15 protein-coding genes are annotated in these 16,990 nt (G+C 44.0%); all 15 read left to right on the forward strand.

All coding sequences use genetic code 11. The annotated features are described in order from the left end of the window. Positions 1–3: 3 nt before the first annotated feature. Complete coding sequence (locus SY85_RS00535; protein ID WP_066401285.1) at positions 4–1,098, forward strand: hypothetical protein; 1,095 nt, start codon at positions 4–6, stop codon at positions 1,096–1,098. Between the two features lie 33 nt (positions 1,099–1,131). Further along, the gene (locus tag SY85_RS00540; protein WP_066401286.1) at positions 1,132–1,887 is read left to right on the forward strand and encodes an OmpA family protein; all 756 of its coding nucleotides are present in this window, start codon (positions 1,132–1,134) and stop codon (positions 1,885–1,887) included. Positions 1,888–2,251: 364 nt separating this feature from the next. Next, positions 2,252–3,256, forward strand: coding sequence for an HAD family hydrolase (locus SY85_RS00545; RefSeq protein WP_082886242.1), 1,005 nt, complete (start codon positions 2,252–2,254; stop codon positions 3,254–3,256). Positions 3,257–3,350: 94 nt separating this feature from the next. Beyond that, positions 3,351–4,181, forward strand: a complete 831-nt coding sequence (locus SY85_RS00550) for a hypothetical protein (RefSeq protein ID WP_226998959.1) — start codon at positions 3,351–3,353, stop codon at positions 4,179–4,181. 180 nt (positions 4,182–4,361) lie between these two features. Next, the gene (locus tag SY85_RS00555) at positions 4,362–4,718 is read left to right on the forward strand and encodes a hypothetical protein (RefSeq protein WP_148661089.1); all 357 of its coding nucleotides are present in this window, start codon (positions 4,362–4,364) and stop codon (positions 4,716–4,718) included. A gap of 64 nt (positions 4,719–4,782) precedes the next feature. Further along, a complete protein-coding gene (locus tag SY85_RS00560; protein WP_066401288.1) occupies positions 4,783–6,339 on the forward strand; it encodes an arylsulfatase in 1,557 nt (518 codons plus the stop codon). Between the two features lie 69 nt (positions 6,340–6,408). Continuing rightward, positions 6,409–7,320 carry an HAD family hydrolase gene (locus SY85_RS00565; protein ID WP_066401289.1) on the forward strand — a complete coding sequence of 304 codons (912 nt, stop codon included), beginning with the start codon at positions 6,409–6,411 and terminating at the stop codon, positions 7,318–7,320. Between the two features lie 16 nt (positions 7,321–7,336). Continuing rightward, positions 7,337–8,326, forward strand: a complete 990-nt coding sequence (locus tag SY85_RS00570; protein ID WP_066401290.1) for a formylglycine-generating enzyme family protein — start codon at positions 7,337–7,339, stop codon at positions 8,324–8,326. Between the two features lie 71 nt (positions 8,327–8,397). Next, positions 8,398–9,948 carry a DUF1254 domain-containing protein gene (locus tag SY85_RS00575; RefSeq protein WP_082886243.1) on the forward strand — a complete coding sequence of 517 codons (1,551 nt, stop codon included), beginning with the start codon at positions 8,398–8,400 and terminating at the stop codon, positions 9,946–9,948. Between the two features lie 28 nt (positions 9,949–9,976). Continuing rightward, positions 9,977–11,242, forward strand: a complete 1,266-nt coding sequence (locus SY85_RS00580) for a DUF1214 domain-containing protein (RefSeq protein WP_066401291.1) — start codon at positions 9,977–9,979, stop codon at positions 11,240–11,242. Between the two features lie 101 nt (positions 11,243–11,343). Then, a complete protein-coding gene (locus tag SY85_RS00585; protein WP_066401292.1) occupies positions 11,344–13,710 on the forward strand; it encodes an arylsulfatase in 2,367 nt (788 codons plus the stop codon). A 219-nt stretch (positions 13,711–13,929) separates the two neighbouring features. Beyond that, on the forward strand, positions 13,930–14,406 hold the full coding sequence (locus SY85_RS00590; RefSeq protein WP_066401293.1) for a hypothetical protein: 477 nt from the start codon (positions 13,930–13,932) through the stop codon (positions 14,404–14,406). A 317-nt stretch (positions 14,407–14,723) separates the two neighbouring features. Then, positions 14,724–15,908: an MFS transporter gene (locus SY85_RS00595; RefSeq protein WP_066401294.1), complete on the forward strand. Its 1,185-nt coding sequence runs from the start codon at positions 14,724–14,726 to the stop codon at positions 15,906–15,908. Continuing rightward, the gene (locus tag SY85_RS00600; protein ID WP_066401295.1) at positions 15,895–16,425 is read left to right on the forward strand and encodes a carboxymuconolactone decarboxylase family protein; all 531 of its coding nucleotides are present in this window, start codon (positions 15,895–15,897) and stop codon (positions 16,423–16,425) included. The genes SY85_RS00595 and SY85_RS00600 overlap by 14 nt, the downstream gene beginning before the upstream one ends. 12 nt (positions 16,426–16,437) lie before the next feature. Beyond that, on the forward strand, positions 16,438–16,989 hold the full coding sequence (locus SY85_RS00605) for a carboxymuconolactone decarboxylase family protein (RefSeq protein WP_066401296.1): 552 nt from the start codon (positions 16,438–16,440) through the stop codon (positions 16,987–16,989). Position 16,990 lies beyond the last annotated feature (1 nt).

Raw genomic sequence — 16,990 nt, forward strand, 5'->3', positions numbered from 1 at the left:
GTTATGAAATGGAGTGCCCGATTGGTTTTTTTCTTCATGTTGATAATAACACAGGTAGTTGTAGTAAAAGCTCTTGCGCAGCAAGCCACGCAAAAGTATTACAATGCCAAAAATCAACATTATTATAGTAAAAAGCATCAGGCATACTATGATAGCCTGATGAAAATGAACTACGATCGGGTGTTTCCCATTCTCGGTGATAAGGTCTATAAAAAAGGTTTTGATATTCCTTTCCCCATTGGTGTAATGATCAACAATTTCTGGGGCAACCAGGATATGGCACTCTCTAATTTGAAGATAGGCGTGAGAACGCCTGACACAACCTTAGGGCCTGCCGATATGAGCGAAGTAATTGTATTTAGCAAGGTGAATGCTAAAGTATACAACATCAACACGCGTGTTGATGTTTGGGTGCTGCCTTTCTTAAATGTTTATGGTTTGCTGGCTTATTTGCCCTATGCCAGCACTGAAGTGAATTTAGCCGAACCCGTAGAGCTTTCTTCAAAGCCAGAGCAAAGTGGATGGACTTGGGGGCTTGGTTTAATGGGGGCCGGTGGTTTAGGGCCCGTATGGATTCAAGCTGATTACAATTTCACCTGGTCAGATATGCAGTTGCTTACCAACAAGGTCTTTACACAGATATTAGGTTTTCGGGTAGGCCATGTCATTAAATCAAAAGTAGATCCGCAAAAAAACTTTTCCATTTGGGTAGGTGCCATGGGTATTTTCTTAAACAACGAAACAAAGGGTGAAGTATCACTGAGTGAAGCCCTGCCAGATGTGCCACAGGAAAAGATAGATGAGATAAAGCAAAGCTATTCAAGCTGGTATGAAAAGCTAAGTCCTACAGGGAAAAAAGTGGCAGATGAAATTGTTCAGCGTTTACAAGATAGATTAGATGGCCGCCCTAAAGGGGAGACCTATATCCTTTATGAAATGGATAAAGCGCCAAAATCTAAATGGGCAGGGGTAATAGGTGCACAATACCAATTCAATAAACGTTGGCAGCTACGCGCAGAGTCCAATTGTATTGGCAAAGACCGCTTCTCGGTATTGCTTTCTATTAACTATCGTTTTCTTGGCTTTAAGAAAAGATAAAACCACTATTTCTAAAACTAAAAACAACATTCTATGTTACGAATAGCAATCTTACCTATTGCAGTTCTGGTAGTATCATTGACTTCTTCCTGCGGTAAGAAAAAGATAGAGGCTGCACAAAGCCAGGTCAGCCAATTACAGGCACGCAATAGTGAATTGGAAAGTAATGTTGCCACACTACAAAAACAGGCTACTGACTACCAGTCGCAATATAATTCCGTAAAAGATGAATATGATAAGTACAAGGCAAGCTGTCAGCAAAAGGAAGCGCAGTTAGAAGAGATACGTGCCGTTCTAACTGATGAAGCCAATAGCCTAATGAAACTGCAAGAACTTTTGGAGAATGCCTTAGCTGAATTTAAAGACAAAGGTGTGGATGTGTATTATCGGGAAGGATTGGTACATGTAAGTATGGCCGACCAGCTCCTGTATAAAAGTGGTAGTTCCGCCTTGGGTGAAGAGGGTAAAAGGGCATTGGGTACTTTAGCAAATGTATTGAACGAGTATCCCAAGTTGAAAGTAATTGTGCTGGGTAATACAGATAATGTGAAGTATAAAAAAGGTGGAGACAACTGGACATTAAGCACTGAGCGTGCTAATGGAGTAGTGCGCTTTTTGCGGGAGAAATATAATGTAGAGCCAACACGGTTAACGTCTGCTGGAAAGGCTATGTTTAATCCAATTGCCGATAATTCAACAGCTGAGGGCCGTGCCAAGAACCGACGCACCGATATTATTTTGAATCCGGATATTGATCGGTTGTGGGAAATGGCAAGGCAAAATAAGTAGTGATATCTGTTTTAAAAATTAGGCAAGAACCCTGTGTTTTAATAGTAATAAAAAAACAATTGGTTAAGAATTTGCTATGAGCATTTATTTCAAATAACTGAAAGAACAGTAAACCACTTACGCGTTGGTTTTAACCAGCATCCAGGCAATTGAGTGTAAAATCCTTTACCTGACGTGCTGGTTACTTTATAGTTGATACGTTTCTCTTACTTGACCTGCCTCATGCTGTGCTATAGCAAAGCCAATCATCAATTGATAGGCGCTTGGGTGAAAAGTAAAGTAAGAGGAAAAAAATGATCTGTAGACAGCGTGAAATACTAATGATCCGTAACTGATGATTGCTTACTAAAAAGAATGCGCCATCATGAGGAAAGTATACCTGTTACGCCTGATTATTTTGTTATACTGGGCCATGAGCCTTGGTAAGGCTAGCATGGCCCAGTACACGGCGGAAAGTTATACTGACAATGATCCACTTCCTGCTTGGAATAATGGCAAAATAAAACAAGCCATTATCAGTTATATACAGCAAATTACAGATAGTACAAGCACTCATTTTATCCCTGTTATCGATCGCATTGCCACTTTTGATAACGATGGTACGCTATGGGCTGAGCAGCCCCTGGTACAGGAACTCTTTATTCTATACCAGGTAAAAAAAATGGTCGAGAAAAAGCCGGCTTTGAAAAATCAACAACCGTTCAAGGCAATTATAGAAAATGACACAGCCTATTTTAAAAATGGTGGACAAAATGCAATACTTGAATTAGTAGCAGCCACGCATACAGGCATGACAGAAGATGAATTTGAAGCAGCCGTCAAAGATTTCTTTTCAATGGCCATATATCCTGGCCGAAATGTACCAGTAAAACAGATAACCTATCAACCACAAATCGAATTGCTTAATTACCTGCGTGCTAATGGCTTTAAGACATTTATTTGTTCAGGAGGTACGGTAGAATTTGTTAGGAGTATTTCAGAAGAGCTCTACGGTATACCTAAGTACCAGGTAATTGGTACCACTTTCAAATATAAGTTCAATGATAGTACGGTTACCATTATGCGCGAGCCTGCCTCAAAATTGAGCAATGATAAAGAAGGAAAGCCTGTAGGCATACAGATGCATATAGGCCAGCGACCGGTATTTGCTTGCGGCAACGAACGCAGCGGTGGCGATATTGCTATGCTAAAATATTCGCAAAGCAGCAAGTATCCCACATTCCAGTTGTTGATCAATCATGATGATGCAGCCAGAGAGTATGCCTACCAGGAAAAAGACAATGCTTCTTTAAAGGCAGCAGCAAAGTACAATTGGTATGTAGTGAGTATGAAAATGGATTGGAAAACGGTATTTGTAAAAGAACCATGATTTAGGGGGTAATGATTAATATGAAAAACATTTACAAGAATTGAACAGTGAAGTTGTATCAAAACAAGAATCATTAATAGTTAAAAAGGTTTGAATGATGTGTCTTGTCAAGTGGAAATGGTTTAAAAGGTATTTTGTAATAGGCTTTTTCCTTATAAGCTTTATGGATCTGTTATGGGCGCAGCAAAAAACAGCTGGCGATGCACAGGCCCTTGCTGATAAACTATCTAACCCTGTAGCCAGTTTGATCAGTGTGCCGTTTCAAAACAATGTGGATTATGGCATAGGCTCCTATAATGGGTCTAAGTATACTCTCAACTTTCAACCAGTTATTCCTATTTCCTTGACGCCCAATCTGAATCTCATTACACGTTATATTATTCCCATAGTTGATCAACGGGATATAAGCGGCTCTGGCAATAGTGAATTTGGTTTAAGCGATGCAACTGTTAGTGGCTTCTTTTCACCAGTGCATAGTGAGAATGGTATCCTGTGGGGTGCCGGCCCTGCTTTTTTGATCCCAATAGGCACGAGTGATTATCTAAGCACACGAAAATGGGGAGTAGGGCCCACTGCGCTTGTGTTGAGGCAAACACCCGGATTAACCTATGGTTTCCTGGTTAATCAGCTTTGGTCTTTTGCTGGTGATGAGGACCGAAGCGATGTGAACCAAATGTTCCTGCAACCCTTCTTTTCGCATAACTGGAAAAGCGGTGCGGGAGTCACTATCAATTCAGAAATAACTATCAACTGGAAGGATAATACTACAACTGCCTTTCTGAATCCTATTGCCACCGCTATAACACGAATGGGTAAACAAGCTGTTTCGCTGGGCGTAGGGCCACGCATACCAATTGGAGGTCCGACCTATAATAAACCAGATTTTGGATTGAGAGCGGTGTTGACGTTTGTGTTTCCGCAATAGTGAGAACTAGGATTGTCTGAACCGGGATTTGGGGAGATTAGTGGATTAGGAAGAGAATTAGCTGATTAGCTGATGTGAAGATTAGCAGATGGAGAGGGAATTAATAAGAAACAAACCTCTTTTAAAACAGCGCGGGAAAGTTAGAGTTGAAGTAATAACAAGATGAAAATAAAGAATGTAATGAAAGACGCTCAAATGATGATGAATCTTTTATTAAGTATGATAGGACTAACCCTCGTTAGTGCTATTGCCAATTTTGGCGTTGAAGATATCCTGTTTACGGAAAGAGTACGTGCTATTAAGCAAGGAGTTATTTCTTGTGGTTATGGTCAATCAACCTATAGACATACTGCTTATTATATGGTGAACAGGAATGAGTGTTCTCGTTTGGGTCGTTTAAGCCTTTCAATGTTGCCTGTAGAAGATCATTCAAAATCTAGTGGGAATGGTTGTTCTCATCAGCCAAATGTTGGCGCGATGCTATGTGGTAGTGTTGGAACCAACCGGAAACTACTAAAGATTTGTACCGTTTCATGAAAGCTAGTTAAATAAAGCCCGTATTCATTGTTAACACCATTTAGAAACCTTAAACAATGAAGCAATGGCAAAAGCAACCAGTCAGAAACAAAACGGCAAACCCAATATTCTTGTTATCTGGGGCGATGATATTGGTATTTCCAACCTCAGTTGTTATTCGCATGGGCTTATGGGTTACCAGACCCCCAATATTGACCGCATTGCCAAAGAAGGCATGATGTTCACCGATTCCTATGGCGAGCAAAGTTGCACGGCAGGTCGATCATCATTCATCACTGGGCAGAGTGTGCTGCGCACCGGTTTGTCAAAAGTAGGCTTTCCGGGAGCCCCAATTGGTATGACAGACAAAGCACTGACCATAGCAGGCGCACTTAAAAATCAGGGCTATGCCACCGGCCAGTTTGGTAAAAATCATCTCGGGGATCTCAACCACATGCTGCCAACCAATCATGGCTTTGATGAATTTTTCGGCAATTTGTATCACCTCAACGCAGAAGAAGAACCTGAAATGTATGATTACCCACCAGAAAAAGACTTCCCTGATTTCCGCAAAAAGCTCGGACCCCGTGGTGTCATTCATTCCTGGGCAACAGACAAAGATGATACAACGGATGAGCCACGCTGGGGAAAAGTAGGTAAACAAAAAATAGAAGATACAGGACCGCTTAATCGCAAAAGAATGGAATCCTGCGATGATGAATTTGTAGCAGCCGCTAAAAAATTCATTAAAACACAGCACGACGCCGGAACACCTTTTTTTGCCTGGGTGAATACAACGCACATGCACCTGTACACGCATACAAAAAAAGAAAGCCTCAAGCAATCAGGTCGCTGGCAATCGCCTTATCACGATACCATGATCGATCACGATAAGAATGTGGGAGAGCTGTTAGATTACCTCGATGAATTAGGCATTGCTGAAAATACGTTCGTAATGTATTCTACCGACAATGGTCCGCATCGGAATACCTGGCCCGATGGTGGTATGACACCATTCCGCAGCGAAAAGAACACCAACTGGGAAGGCGCTTTCCGCATACCGCTATTGGTACGTTGGCCGAATAAAATAAAAGCCGGTAGTATCTCCAATGAGATCGTACAACATCACGACTGGTTTCCCACCTTTATGGCAATGGCGGGTGAGACTGACATTGTAGAAAAAGCAAAGAAAGGCTACAAGGCTTGCGGTCGTACATATAAAAATCATATTGACGGCTTTAACCTGTTGCCATACCTCTCCGGAGATACGAAAGAAGGCCCGCGCAAACTCTTTGTTTATATCAGTGATGACGGAGACATACTTGCCATACGCTTCGACAACTGGAAGGTAGTATTTATGGAGCAGCGCAGTAAGGGAACACTGGGGGTGTGGGCAGAGCCTTTTACGCGGCTACGTGTGCCTAAACTCTATAATCTTCGCACCGATCCTTATGAGTTTGCCGATACCACGTCAAACACTTATTGGGAATGGTTCCTTCGCCGTGATTACATAGCGCTTACAGCCAACTTCGTTGTTGCCAAATGGGCTGAAACTTTCAAAGATTTCCCCCCAATACAGAAACCAAACACTTTTACCATTGGTGATGCTATTGGCAAAATGAGTGAAGCTTCAGGGGATTAATACCAGGCAAAACAACCGGCCGGGCATTTTACGGCCGGTTGTTCTAAAACATTCTAGAAACGTATTCATATGCTTCCCTCCTGGAACGATACCGAAAGTAAAAAAGCGATCATTGAATTTGTTGAACGAATAGCAACAGAAGATAGTACTGACTTTGTACCTGTTCCAGAGCGTATTGCCGTTTTTGATAACGATGGCACGCTTTGGGCCGAGCAGCCTACCATGGTAGAAGGGTTCTTTACTTTTGACCGGATACATGAAATGGTGGCTAATGATCCTGCCATGAAAGAGACTCAACCCTTCAAAGCCTTTTTAGAAAAAGATGTAGCAGCCATCCATGCTTTAGGAAAACGCGGCATCGTAGAGTTTGTAATGAAGGCACATGAAGCCGAAACACAAGAAGCGTTTAAAGAACTCGTTACTGATTGGTTTGCCAATGCCATACATCCTCATTTTAAACAACCTTATACCCAATGTATTTATCAGCCACAGCTAGAGCTTCTGGATTACCTGAGAGCCAATGGCTTTAAAACCTTTATTGTTACAGGTGGTGGTATCGAGTTTGTACGTACAGTAGCGGAATCTATTTATAGTATTCCACCTGAGCAGGTGGTAGGCTCAAGTACTAAAACACAGTTTGATCTAAAAGATAAAAAAGTGCAAGTGGCCAGGCTGGGTGAGTTAAGAAGTTTTGACGACCGCGAAGAGAAAGTAGTGAACATTAACCTGCACATTGGCAGAAGACCCTTGTTTGTTTTTGGTAACTCAGATGGCGACTTGCGTATGATGCAATATACACTAAGTAGCGATGGACCATGCATGGCTATGCTGCTTCATCATGATGATGCGCAAAGAGAAGTTGCTTACGACAAGGATTTCAAACTGAGTCCATTGAATGAAGCTTTATCCGTTGCCAAAGATTGGGGGATACATATTGTGAGTATGAAAAACGATTGGAACAAAGTATTTGCTTTTCAATAGTAAAAAATAATAAACAATGACTACAGGAACATTACTACATCAAAATACAGAAGCAAAATCGATAAACACAGCTAACATGGTATTTGTCCCTGGCGGAAAGTTCCTAATGGGCTCTGACAAATTCTACCCGGAAGAAAAGCCGGTGCATGAAGTAACAGTGGATGGTTTCTGGGTCGACAAGTATGAAGTGACCAATGAAGACTTCAAAAAGTTTGTAACCGAAACCGGTTATGTAACTGTGGCTGAACGCCCGCTTAAGCCAGAAGATTACCCCGGTGCCCAACCGGAGATGCTGGTGCCGGGTGCCTTGGTATTTCAAAAAGCCAATGGACCTGTAAATCTGAATAGCTATTTCAATTGGTGGGCCTGGACGCCGGGTGCCAACTGGAAGCATCCTAAAGGGCCAGGAAGTAAGCTGAAAGGTCTTGAAAAACACCCTGTAGTGCATGTGGCCTATGAAGACGCCGAGGCCTATGCGAAATGGGCTGGTAAAGAATTGCCGACCGAAGCGGAGTGGGAGTATGCCGCAAGGGGAGGGTTGGAAGGTAAAAGCTTCACCTGGGGTGATGAAGATGTACAGCATTCCAAACCTATGGCCAATACCTGGCAGGGCGCCTTTCCTTTTGAGAATCTGCTGGTTGATAAATATGAGGGTACAGCCCCTGTGGGGTCATTTGCCCCTAATGGTTATGGCCTATATGATATGGCCGGCAATGTATGGGAGTGGACCAGCGATTGGTATGTGGCGCATTTAGATGAAAGCGCTAACAAGGTAAAAACCTGTTGTACCAACCATGTAAACCCAAGAGTGGTTTCACCAGAGCAAAGCTTTGACCCTTGTCAGCCGCAAGTAAAGATTCCCCGGAAAGTTGTAAAAGGTGGCTCTCATCTCTGTGCACCCAACTATTGTTTACGCTACCGCCCTGCTGCTCGCCAGCCACAGATGATAGATACCGGCATGAGTCATATCGGGTTCCGTTGTATCATGAGAGCGAGTAATAAATAAATGCTTTAAAGAAGCTGCTGTTTTAAACAGGGTAGTATGTAATCCAATTTTTAACTGTCAAAATCAGTGACATGAAAAAAACAGTAAGTCCCTCTATTGCAGAACCAACGATAACAAAATCCTCAAAAAATAAGACCACTTCAGCAATGCCATACCCAGTACGGGCATTCAATCCAGCACACCCCCAACTCAAAAATGCAGCAGGCATTCCGGCAAGTTTAGCTAATGAATCGTATGTAGAAGCGCTCGGACATATTATTTACTACTGGGGCTATCCGGCAGTTGATGCATTCGGACGCACCAGTGGATGGGAATTGATGAAGAAGTCTGGTCCTGGCGCCACGATGGGGCTCTTTCCTGGAGCGCCGAAAAATAAAATGGGTTATCTCGACGACTACATGCCTTCAGGGCAGCGTAAAGTCGTTACGCCTAACAATGACACGATATATGGGGTCGGATTTGCAGATACCCGTGAAGAACCTGCTGTTATTCAAACGCCTTCGGTTGTTCCGCAGGGCCATTACTGGACGATCCAGATCTGCGATGCGTTTACCACAGTGATCCGACAGCTTGGATCCGCCTCGGGTACGCCCGGCGGCAAGTTTCTGCTTGTCGGTCCTGATTGGGACGGCGAACCTCCAAAAGGTTTTATTGAGGTGATCAAATCGCCGACGCATGTCGTCGGAGTATTTGGCCGCAGTTACACGGCGCATACACCGGAGTCAAAAGCACAGGCACGTGCCGTGCTTAACCAGATCGGCATGATTCCGCAGAGCGAAGATAAATCCGGGCCATTGACTTTCGACTGCGAAGCCAGTGCTCGCAACAAAGTGTATCCGCCGGGATTGACGGCGGATATTCTGGCGGCGGACCCTGACCTGCTTCGTATCCGTCCAGTGAATCCCGCAACGTTTTGGGACGATCTGAAAAAAGCGCTGGATGCGAATCCTATTGTCGGCCCCAATGATGCTGCTATGGCCGAACAGGCACGTACATTGATAGCCCTTCGTGAATCTGGAGATACCTGGCGTTCTCTTCTTGATCGTGTTGCTTTGGCCGCAGATGCCGAATTGCATGAGGGAGCGAAATATCACCAAACGGGTGTTGATGCGGGCAACGGTTGGCAGCGACAGGAGAATGGCGGTATTTGGGGCACCGACTGGTTCGGCAGGGCACAGGCTGCGATTATTTATATCTATGTAAACGATTTTCATGAAGCGATCTACTTTATTCGCGGCACTGACAGCAAAGACGAGTTTCTTCATGGACGCTATACGTACACAATTACATTTCCGGAAAACGCATTGCCTCCTGTTGATAGGCAAAAGGGTGGCTTTTGGTCGTTGACAATGTATGATAAAGACTATTATATGTTGCCCGATAGTCCCAACCGCCGCACTAATATAGGCACTGTAAATCTCGATGCCAATGAACTCATATTCGCCAAGGATGGATCACTGACTTTGACACTTTCAAGCAAGCAACCGGCCGATGGTGAAGCCCGGGTCAATTGGTTGCCTGCTCCTAATGACCAGTTCGCTTTGATCGTTCGTACATACGTTCCTACAACACCAATTCTCAATGGCACTTACCAATTGCCAAACGTTGAGAAAGCGAAATAGATAAAAACATCAACCCCAAAAAAGTATCATGAAAAAAATATTAAGTCCATCTGTTGAAGAGTCAAAATCTTCTGCATTAACCGACCAGGATATTACTGATGCATATGTTTATTTACTGGGCAGAGAATTGGTATTAAAGCAACAAAGGCTCGATTTTGAAAAAGAAGGTTTCAAATGGAACCAAATCATCCATCGTGAGCTTGGTGGCGTGGCATGGGCCAATCCTAATTTGGATGTAGCCTACAGTGAAGCATGGGTAGCTGTGGATGAAAACACCTGTGTGGTATTGGAAATACCCGAAATAAAAGGTCGCTATTACACCTGGCAAATGCTAAATGGCTGGGGCGAAACACTTCTTAACATCAATGAGAGAACTTTTCCGGATCATCCTTTTGGAAAGTTTGCATTGTGTCTTAAAGGAAGCAATCCAGAAATACCGCAAGGATGCCTGCGAGTTGATCTTCCGACAAAGACTTCCCGTGTGCTATGCCGTGTGGAACTGGGCAATGATACGAAGGAGGCAGTTCGCCTGCAGCATTTATTTAAACTCACTCCACAAGGAGAACCAAAAGTTGAAAAGCCTTTATCCGTTCCTTTATTTGAAGGAACGAATTTGCCCGGTGCGGAGATATTCCAAAATGCGTCTGGAAAAATACAAAGCGAACCGGATATCAATGAAGGCATGAATGCTTTACAGGAAAAAACAAAAGCAGCAGAAGCGTTGGTGAATTCCGGGGCAGAAGGAAAAGCAAGAGTTGACAACGTTGTAAAGAAAACGGGCATCCCAAAAGTTTTTGAAACAATACATAATCTGGGTGTAGCAAGAAATAGATGGACAAGGCCTAAATCAATAGGCAATTATAAAGATGACTATGTTGTCCGCACCGCTGTTAATTATGGTGGTATCTGGGCCAACAATATGGGAGAGGTGACCTATTTCACAATGGCTGGTAATGATGGCGGATCTACATATACACTGACTTTTCCTAAAGATGCATTGCCTGCAGGTAAGGCAAGCTATTTCTGGTCCATCATTGCGGTGGATGCAGAGAAATTCCAGGTATTGCCTAATCCACTGAATAGATTTTTGCTAAATAAGCAATCAGGATTAAAAAACAACCCGGATGGTTCCTTAACCTTGGTGTTCGGTCCGAAACCTTTGACTGAATATCCCGAATCGAATTGGCTGCCTACGATCGAAGGGCAAAAATATAACCTAACGTTTCGCATGTACGGACCAGCAAAAGAGGTGACAGATGGAACATACTTTCCACCAGCATTGGTCAAGAAGTAACAAATAGTGTATGAATAAAAGCTCATGATAAATAGTCTTTGGCATTACCAAAACAGTTCTTTTTAATAAACCTATTTGCCCCCCCCTTTAAATAATTTAATATGGCAAAATCAAACGGTCAACCAAAAGCAAGAAGTAATGGTACATCTAAAAAGTTTAGTGGCACTATAAAGCTTGATGTTCGGGATTCAAAAGCCGACTGGTCCGCCTTTTTAGATAACAAAGCTCCTGAAGGAGCACCCAATGTGCTGGTGATTCTGTATGATGATACCGGCTGCGCTGCCTGGTCGCCCTATGGCGGCCGTATTAACATGCCCACTATGGACCGGTTAGCTAAAGAAGGATTAACGTATACCCAATGGCACACTACGGCAGTTTGTTCACCAACAAGATCTTGTTTCTTGACTGGGCGTAATCATCACCAGAATGGATTTGGTTCTATAGCCGAAGCGGCCACTGGATTTCCCGGTTACAATGGCCATATACCAATGGAAAACGGTACCGTGGCTACCATTTTGCGCGATGCCGGATGGAGCACTTTCTGGATCGGTAAAAATCACAATGTACCCGTAGATGCGTTTGGAATGGGATCGTCAAAAAAACGCTGGCCATTGGGGTTAGGTTATGATCGCTTTTATGGTTTTATTGGAGGTGAAACCAACCAGTGGTATCCCGAACTGATCGAGGATAATCACTTTATTGATCAACCTTACCTGCCTGAAGAAGGCTATCATTTATCAAAAGACCTTGCCGACAAGGCTATCAGCTTTATCCGTAACTCCAAACAATCCGACCCACAAAAACCATGGTACATGTGGTATTGCCCTGGCGCCAACCATGCCCCCCACCATGCACCGCAAGAGTATATTGAAAAATACAAAGGCAAATTTGACGACGGTTACGAAGCTTATCGCGAATGGGTGCTGAAACGAATGATTGAGAAAGGCATTGTTCCGAAAGATACGCAGCTAACACCCCTCAATCCATTACCTGAAGGCATCCTGCCAGAAGGCGATAAAGTAAGGCCTTGGAATACCTTGTCGGCAGACGAAAAGAAATTATTCTGCCGCATGGCGGAAGTATATGCAGCTTTTTCTGAATACACTGATGTGCAAATAGGTCGCGTCATTGATTACCTTGAAGAATCAGGGCAGTTGGAGAACACCCTCATTTTTTATTGTGCCGACAACGGCGCTTCTGGGGAAGGTAGCCCAAACGGATCGGTTAACGAAAACCGTTTCTTCAACGGCTTTCCAGACGATATCAATCAAAACATGGCGATGATTGACAAACTAGGCAGCCCCGATACCTACAACCATTATCCTACCGGTTGGGCAGTGGCATTCTCTACGCCGTATAAAATGTTTAAACGCTACGGTTCATATGCTGGTGGTACCTGCGATCCCTTGGTGATCTATTGGCCGAAAGGTATAAGGGCAAAAGGCGAACTGCGGCACCAATATCATCATTGCACCGATATTGTTCCGACCATCCTGGAATGTTGCGGTGTACTTATGCCCGACACCATTGACGGCTTAAAGCAAACACCCCTGGCCGGCGTATCTATGCGCTACAGCTTTGATGATGCAGCAGCAGCTACCCAAAAAGAAACACAGTATTACGAAATGGCGGGCACACGTGGCATTTGGCATAAAGGCTGGAAAGCCGCTGCCATACATGGTCCTATGCCATCGGACCAAGGCAATTTTGATAAAGACCAATGGCAACTTTTTAATACGGATGAAGATCGCTCGGAGGCCAAAGACCTGGCGGAACAGTATCCCGAAAAGCTTCAAGAGCTGATCGACCTCTGGATGGAAGAAGCAAAGAAAAACAATGTACTGCCACTGAACGATTTGAATATTCACCAGCAACATGAAATGGAGTTTCACAAAGAACCACTTGCTGGTGGACAGTATACTTATTATCCTGGCACCACTGAAGTGCCGGAGGCAACAGCAGCCCGCACCTTAGGTGTATCCTTTAAAATACTTGCCGAAGTGGAGTTCACGGAAAAGTCAAAAGGTGTGATTGTTGCCCAAGGTTCGCGTTTTGGCGGTTATACGTTGTTTGTAAAAGACAGTAAGTTGGTATTTGTGTACAACTTCCTGGGAATTCCACCTGAACAGCGGCTTTTTACAGATGCGCCGAAATCAGGCAAACACATTGTGGGGATTGAGTTCAACAAAGAATTTGTTAGCGAAAACCTGGAGGCCTGGGGGCATATGAAGTTGTATGTAGATGATAGAGTAGTGGACGAAGGCAGATTCCGTACCGAGACAGGGCATTATGCCTTGTGTGGTGAAGGCATGTGCGTAGGCTATGATGGTGGTGATGCTGTAAGCAGTGAATATGGTTCAGGCTTTGCCTTTAGCGAAGGTAATGTGGTCAAGGTCGTTTTTGACGTTGCCGACGATGTTTATATGGATGTTGAGAAAAAGATGGCTGCAGTCTTTGCTAGAGATTAAGGAAGGATTGCGCACAGAGCCACAGAGGAAAGGAGAAGAATAACGAACAAGGAATGATGAATGAAGAAGTAGGGAAAAATCAATAATCAATTTTCAAGGTACAAGGAAGTAAGAATAATGAGGAATGAAAGAGAATTTGTGTCTAAGCGGGGTCTTTACTGTCTAGCCTTTGAGCGAGGCGAGACTTATCTACAATTAAAACTAAAATAGGAGGGTAAAATGAAGAAGATTTTGTTAGTTACAATCATTAGCCTCTTGGCAGCACCCTTATCAATGCTTCACGCACAGGATGATATTCAGAAAGTACAAGAAGCATGGGGGAAAGATAAGAAAGAACTGGTGCGAATTGGGATGGATCTATCAAGTGCCGATTCAGCAAAGTTTTGGCCGTTGTATGACAAATATGAAACGGAAAGGCGAAAGATCAGCAGGGAATGGATATTGGCCCTTGGCGATTACGCAGATAATTATACCAGCATGACAAATGCAAAAGCTGATGAATTGATAAATAAGCTTTTTAAAGTTGATGCAGGTATTTCAAAATTACTGCAGCAGTACTATGGCAAGGTCAAATCAGCACTCAATGCCATGCAGGCTGCCAAGTTTGTTCATATAGAAAGTTATATAAACACGACGATCCGGTCAAAGATGCAGGAGTCGCTGCCATTAATTGGGGAAAAGATGAAAACACTTTAAATATTTTGGTGTCTAAGCGGGGTCTTCTCTGTTAAGCCTTTGGGAAACTCCGCTTGTGCTTCTAATCTGCCCTGCCGAGGTATGTCAGATAGACATCTTTATTGCCTTCCCTATTTCCAACCTTTGCCTAACGCTATACCTTATACGCTATTGCCTACCTCAATAAATATAAAAGCGTTAGAATCGCATTCGCATTTCGATATTCCTATTTCGGATTTGTACTTTGGAATTTGTGCTTTGGAATTTGGATTTTGAAATTTGGCCCTTTAACTTTTACATTCCATTGTTGCATCCAAGAAGAGTATAATCGTTCATGCATGCGTAGTGCCTTACTTATTTTCATTATCAGTTTTTTCGCCGTGGCCCTGGGTGCCATGGATTCTGTAATGTCCGCAGCTTATTTGCCCGAAATTCTCCAATCAATGAATTACAGTGCCAGTAATCCTGAATCATCGATGGCGGCCTCCTGGATCAATTTTTCTTTTTTGGCGGGCGGAACTATTGGAGGTATCGTGATGGGATTTTTGGCAGACCGTATTGGGCGACGAATCACATTAACATTGGCATTGTTATTTTATGGAGCCGGCAGTGGGTTGGGAGTGCTGGTTACCGAGTGGCCAATGATGGCACTCACCCGCTTTTTGGTTGGCATTGGCGTTGGAACGGCACTGGTGTTGTCGGCCGTGGTCGTTTCTGAAACCTGGCCCTCGCGAACAAAGGCCGTAGCGCTTGGGATCCTTGCGGTAGCCTATCCTGTAGGTATCATCGCCTCGGGTGCTATCACTTCATCAATTGCTGATTGGCAAACCGCATTTCTTATTGGGGCTATTCCCGTCATCCTCGCCATTCCCGTTTTTATACTGGTAAAAGAAACATACAAAGCCCCGGAAAAGAGATCTTCTATTGATAAACGTGCGCGTCGGAATATTGCATTTGGTATTGTAGTATACGGTACGATGTTGATTGGTTTATGGTCCACTTTTCTTTGGTTACCAACGTGGGTACAAACGCTGATCGGAGACAACGCCCAGGCCGGCATAGCCAAACGCGGCATGGCAGTAGCCCTGTTAGGTATGGGCGGACTGATAGGCAGCATTATTTCGGGATGGATGGCAAACCGCTGGGGGCCGAAGACCATGCAAGGCATATGCTTCATTCTCTGCTTCATTTTATCGGTTGCCATGTTCCTTTTGATCAAAAAGTTCTCCGACTTGGTACTGGTTGGTAGTGCTTTGTTAGGGTTGCTGTTCGGCATCAGCCAGGGTGTATTGAATTCTTTTATACCTCAGTTATTCACTGAGAATATACGGTCAGGCGCTACGGGACTTTGTTTTCATGTCGGCCGCGGCTTTACGGCAATCGCCGTATTTTTTGTAGGAGTGCTGGCTATGAAGTTAGGAGGTTATGGTCGTGCCATTTCTATTTTTTCAGTAGTTTACATTATCGGCTTCATCGCATTAAGCCTGATGAAAAAGACAGGAGGAAAATATGCCTCACATTAATCTTCGCACAGACCTATTTGGCATCACAAGTTTGCTCGACTATCGAAAGGAGGTAGCTAAGCCGCTTTGCGAATTGACGCAACTATTGTTGAGAGGCGAGTCTACGTTGTCTGAAGCCGAAAGGGAAATGATCGCCGCTCATGTATCCTACCTGAATGAATGTAAATTCTGCAGCTCGGCACATCATGCAGCCGCATGTGTTTTGCCGGGAGGTGACAAACCTGCCACCGGAAAGATGAAGAGCTTACTGGCAATAGCTGAAAAAGTTCAGCTTGGCGGTAATCATGTTCACCAGGAGCAGGTGGATGAAGCCAGGCAACAGGGGGCTACCGATAGAGAGATCCACGACACGGTTTTGATTGCGGCCCTTTTCTGTTTGTATAACCGGTATGTTGATGGTTTAGCAACCGTGGCGCCGGCCGATCCCAATTTTTACGCTGCATTGGCAAAACGGATCACTACAAGAGGCTATCGAATGCCCGAAGATGGATATCATGCTTTAACGGTCAATAAATAATAATGATAGATTATGCCATACATAACTACTCCTGATGATGTTCCCGGCATCCGGGGATTAATGAATTTCAGGCCCGATGCCGCACTGGCCTTGAATCAGCTGGTTCAGGCATTATTGGTTGATGATGCTTCAATGACAAGAGGCGAACGCGAACTGATCGCCACTTTTGTATCAAGCAGGAACGAATGTACATTCTGTATGCGTTCACACGGCGCCATAGCGGCACACTTACCAGGTTGTAATGAACAAACGGTGAAAGCTGTTTGGGCCGACTATAACACGGCCCCCGTAAGCGACAAAATGAAGGCCTTGTTAAGGGTTGCCGACAAAGTGCGCATCAATGGCAACCAGGTTACATTGGATGACATCAACAATGCACGCGCTCAAGGAGCCAATGATATGGATATTCATGATACGGTGCTGATTGCTGGTGCTTTCTGTATGTTCAACCGCTATGTGGATGGACTTGGTGCTACTACTCCTGATGATCCGGCCTTTTACAATCTTGTGGCGGAGCAAAGAGCGAAGGAAGGCTATCTAACCAAATCGGTATTGATGAAGTAAT

The sequence above is a fragment of the Flavisolibacter tropicus genome (assembly GCF_001644645.1).
Lineage (GTDB): Bacteria > Bacteroidota > Bacteroidia > Chitinophagales > Chitinophagaceae > Flavisolibacter > Flavisolibacter tropicus.

Coding starts and splice junctions, on each gene's coding strand:
- SY85_RS00535 (WP_066401285.1), top strand. CDS start 4: ATGAAATGGAGTGCCCGATTGGTTTTTTTCTTCATGTTGATAATAACA.
- SY85_RS00540 (WP_066401286.1), top strand. CDS start 1,132: ATGTTACGAATAGCAATCTTACCTATTGCAGTTCTGGTAGTATCATTG.
- SY85_RS00545 (WP_082886242.1), top strand. CDS start 2,252: ATGAGGAAAGTATACCTGTTACGCCTGATTATTTTGTTATACTGGGCC.
- SY85_RS00550 (WP_226998959.1), top strand. CDS start 3,351: ATGATGTGTCTTGTCAAGTGGAAATGGTTTAAAAGGTATTTTGTAATA.
- SY85_RS00555 (WP_148661089.1), top strand. CDS start 4,362: ATGAAAGACGCTCAAATGATGATGAATCTTTTATTAAGTATGATAGGA.
- SY85_RS00560 (WP_066401288.1), top strand. CDS start 4,783: ATGGCAAAAGCAACCAGTCAGAAACAAAACGGCAAACCCAATATTCTT.
- SY85_RS00565 (WP_066401289.1), top strand. CDS start 6,409: ATGCTTCCCTCCTGGAACGATACCGAAAGTAAAAAAGCGATCATTGAA.
- SY85_RS00570 (WP_066401290.1), top strand. CDS start 7,337: ATGACTACAGGAACATTACTACATCAAAATACAGAAGCAAAATCGATA.
- SY85_RS00575 (WP_082886243.1), top strand. CDS start 8,398: ATGAAAAAAACAGTAAGTCCCTCTATTGCAGAACCAACGATAACAAAA.
- SY85_RS00580 (WP_066401291.1), top strand. CDS start 9,977: ATGAAAAAAATATTAAGTCCATCTGTTGAAGAGTCAAAATCTTCTGCA.
- SY85_RS00585 (WP_066401292.1), top strand. CDS start 11,344: ATGGCAAAATCAAACGGTCAACCAAAAGCAAGAAGTAATGGTACATCT.
- SY85_RS00590 (WP_066401293.1), top strand. CDS start 13,930: ATGAAGAAGATTTTGTTAGTTACAATCATTAGCCTCTTGGCAGCACCC.
- SY85_RS00595 (WP_066401294.1), top strand. CDS start 14,724: ATGCGTAGTGCCTTACTTATTTTCATTATCAGTTTTTTCGCCGTGGCC.
- SY85_RS00600 (WP_066401295.1), top strand. CDS start 15,895: ATGCCTCACATTAATCTTCGCACAGACCTATTTGGCATCACAAGTTTG.
- SY85_RS00605 (WP_066401296.1), top strand. CDS start 16,438: ATGCCATACATAACTACTCCTGATGATGTTCCCGGCATCCGGGGATTA.